Annotated in this window: 3 protein-coding genes and 1 tRNA gene; 1 reads left to right on the forward strand and 3 read right to left on the reverse strand. The window is 56.7% G+C overall.

Annotated elements, in window-relative coordinates:
• Positions 1–88: 88 nt before the first annotated feature.
• The 3 genes from ENTMO_RS0100540 to ENTMO_RS0100550 form a co-directional block, all read right to left on the reverse strand.
• Positions 89–176 (reverse strand) — tRNA-Ser (locus ENTMO_RS0100540).
• Positions 177–313: 137 nt separating this feature from the next.
• Positions 314–991: an isochorismatase family protein gene (locus ENTMO_RS0100545; protein WP_010426158.1), complete on the reverse strand. Its 678-nt coding sequence runs from the start codon at positions 989–991 to the stop codon at positions 314–316.
• A 26-nt stretch (positions 992–1,017) separates the two neighbouring features.
• Positions 1,018–1,878 carry a pirin family protein gene (locus ENTMO_RS0100550; RefSeq protein ID WP_010426160.1) on the reverse strand — a complete coding sequence of 287 codons (861 nt, stop codon included), beginning with the start codon at positions 1,876–1,878 and terminating at the stop codon, positions 1,018–1,020.
• A 109-nt stretch (positions 1,879–1,987) separates the two neighbouring features.
• Between ENTMO_RS0100550 and ENTMO_RS0100555 the strand changes: the two genes are divergently transcribed.
• Positions 1,988–2,893 carry a LysR family transcriptional regulator gene (locus ENTMO_RS0100555; RefSeq protein WP_010426162.1) on the forward strand — a complete coding sequence of 302 codons (906 nt, stop codon included), beginning with the start codon at positions 1,988–1,990 and terminating at the stop codon, positions 2,891–2,893.
• Positions 2,894–3,026 lie beyond the last annotated feature (133 nt).

The following is a 3,026-nucleotide window of genomic DNA, read 5'->3' on the forward strand; positions in this document are numbered from 1 at the left end:
CGAACCCCGGTCGGGGATTCTCATCCCCCCTTTCGGAGAATATAAAAGAAAAAAGCCCGTACTTTCGTACGAGCTCTCATCTTAAATATGGCGGTGAGGGGGGGATTCGAACCCCCGATACGTTGCCGTATACACACTTTCCAGGCGTGCTCCTTCAGCCACTCGGACACCTCACCATATTGTTTTGCTGCCTGACCGCTTGGGGGGCAACGGGGCGCTACTATAGGGAGTTGCGCTAAAACGGTCAAGCAGATTTTCTGTATTCGTGTGCGTTCGGTTAAGCCTTAATCAGCTCTTGTCGCAGCACGGGTTATTAACGCTGTGAATCGAGCACTTCGCTGTTTTTCAGCACTTCCTGTGCTTTGCCGTAGCTTTCGATCAACAGCTGGTAAGCCGGGAAGATGTGGGTGTATACCTCAGCCCACTCAGCCGCGTCTTCACGATTCCATGTCCGCTGGATCTCAGAGGCCACAGCCGCCGTATCCATTGGCACCACGCCAGCCTGCACAACACGCGCCAGGGTGATCTCCTGGGCCATCTTGCTGTAGGTGCCGGAGGCATCAATCACCGCAAACACTTTATACCCATCTGCAACCGCGCTGATTGACGGGAAGGCCATGCAGACGCTGGTGATAGTGCCCGCGATAATCAACGTCTTACGTCCGGTCGCTTTTACCGCCGCAACAAACTCTGGGTTGTCCCAGGCGTTGATTTCACCTTTACGGGCAACATATTGTGCATGCGGCGCGTTAGCGTGGATCTCCGGGATCAGCGGTCCGTTCGGCCCCTGTGGTACGGACGCCGTAGTGATAACCGGGATCTTCGCCAGGGTAGCGATTTTCGCTAACGCCGCCGCACGAGCACGCAACTCCGGCATTGGCATGTCACCGACGGTTTGGAACAGACCGCTCTGGTGATCGATAAGCAACATCACCGCATCGTTAACATCAATGACCGGACGTGCTCCATTAAAATTGGCAGGTGTGGACATGTTCTTCTCCTTTATTACGATTACGATCAGATCTGGCCGAAGCGGCCGGAGTTGAAATCACGAATAGCTTCCGCGATCTCGGTTTTAGTGTTCATCACAAACGGGCCATAGCCGACGATGGGTTCATTGAGCGGCGCGCCGGCCATCAGCAGCACTTTGGCATCGCTGCTCGCCTCAAGGTGCAGTTTGTCGCCTTCCTGACTCAGCACCACCAACTGGGCTTCTCCCGCCTGAGCAGTGCCGTTCACCGTAACGTGACCTTCCAGCACCACCAGCGCCGTGCTCCAGCCCTCCGGCTGAGCGAGCGTAAGATGGCTTCCCTGATTAAGGGCAAGATCCCAGACGTTCAGCGGCGAAAAGGTGTGCGCAGGGCCGGTAATATCGTCGTAGCGTCCGGCGATAACCCTCACCGTTCCGCTGTTGTCCGGTAACGCCACAACCGGGATGTCGCTTTTGGTGATGCTCTGGTAGCCCGGCGTCGCCATTTTGTCTTTGGCTGGCAGGTTGACCCAAAGCTGCATCATTTTCAGTTCGCCGCCTTTCTGCGAGAACGCGCTGGAGTGGAACTCCTCGTGCAGGATGCCTGCACCTGCCGTCATCCACTGCACGTCGCCGGGGCCAATGACACCACCTTTACCCGTGGAGTCGCGATGCTCCACTTCACCGGAATAGACGATGGTGACCGTTTCAAAACCCCGGTGAGGGTGTTGGCCTACGCCGCGTTTCGCCCCATCTGCCGGAAAGGTGTACGGACCTGCGTAGTCCAGCAGCAAAAACGGACTCAGCGGCTCGCCGTGGGTTTGATAAGAAAACATCGAACGAACCGGGAAACCATCGCCAACCCAGTGCTGGCGGGGAGCGGTATAAACGCCTGTTACGTTTTTCATGATTAACTCCTGATGTTCTGTTGATGTAATTAGCTTATATTCAGAGTTAATATCCCGGTAGATAGTGAAAATGGCATTCACTGTTCAGAAAATAGAACGATGGGGTTTTATGCAGGATCTCAATGACTTTGTCTGGTTTGTGAAGGTGGTCGAGCATGGTGGGTTTGCGGCGGCGGGAAGGGCGCTAGACCAACCCAAGTCCAAACTGAGCCGCAGGATTGCGCAGCTGGAAGAGCGGCTTGGCGTGCGGTTGATACAGCGCACTACGCGGCAGTTTACGGTGACGGAAGTGGGGCAGACCTTCTATCAGCACTGTAAGGCAATGCTGATAGAAGCAGAAGCGGCAGAGGAGGCCGTTGCTGCGCTGCAGGCTGAGCCGCGCGGCGTCGTCAGGATCACCTGTCCCGTCACGTTACTGCACGTCCACGTAGGACCGATGCTGGCGCGGTTTATGGCGCGCTACCCGGGGATTAATCTCCAGCTTGAGGCCACCAATCGGCGGGTCGATCTTCTGGGCGAAGGCATTGATGTGGCGATCCGCGTGCGTCCGCGTCCGTTTGATGACAGCGATCTGGTCTTAAGAGTGCTGGCTGACAGGGGGCATTGCCTGGTGGCGAGTCAGCAGTTGATTGAACGTATGGGTAAACCTCGAATGCCTTCTGAGCTCAGTGAATGGCCTGGTTTAAGTATGGGGGCCGGTAAACAGGTGCATAAGTGGGAACTCAGTGGTCCAGAGGGGGCGAAAGCGGAGATCCACTACGCACCGCGCTTTATTACCACCGACATGCTGGCACTGCGTGAAGCGGCGATGGCGGGCGTGGGCGTTGTACAGTTGCCGATATTGATGGTGAAGGATCAGCTTGCGTCAGGGGAACTGGTACGGGCGCTGGACGCGTGGGAACCTCGACGGGAAGTGATTCACGCGGTTTATCCTTCGCGGCGCGGCATGCTGCCGTCGGTCAGGACGCTGGTAGATTTTCTGACCGAAGAGTATGCGCGGATGGTGGAAGAGTAGTACTTCCCTCTCCCCTGGGGAGAGGGGCAGGGTGAGGGGCTCAGGCCGCACCGAGCTGCAGATACCACCGGGGGGGATTCTCATCCCCCCGCAGGCGTGCAACATGCGAAAAAAAAGCCCGCATTTTCATGCG

This window comes from Enterobacter mori LMG 25706 (assembly GCF_000211415.1).
GTDB classification, from domain to species: domain Bacteria; phylum Pseudomonadota; class Gammaproteobacteria; order Enterobacterales; family Enterobacteriaceae; genus Enterobacter; species Enterobacter mori.

Bases quoted from the DNA above. Each gene is read 5' to 3' on its own strand.
- ENTMO_RS0100545 (WP_010426158.1), bottom strand. From the start codon at position 991: ATGTCCACACCTGCCAATTTTAATGGAGCACGTCCGGTCATTGATGTT.
- ENTMO_RS0100550 (WP_010426160.1), bottom strand. From the start codon at position 1,878: ATGAAAAACGTAACAGGCGTTTATACCGCTCCCCGCCAGCACTGGGTT.
- ENTMO_RS0100555 (WP_010426162.1), top strand. From the start codon at position 1,988: ATGCAGGATCTCAATGACTTTGTCTGGTTTGTGAAGGTGGTCGAGCAT.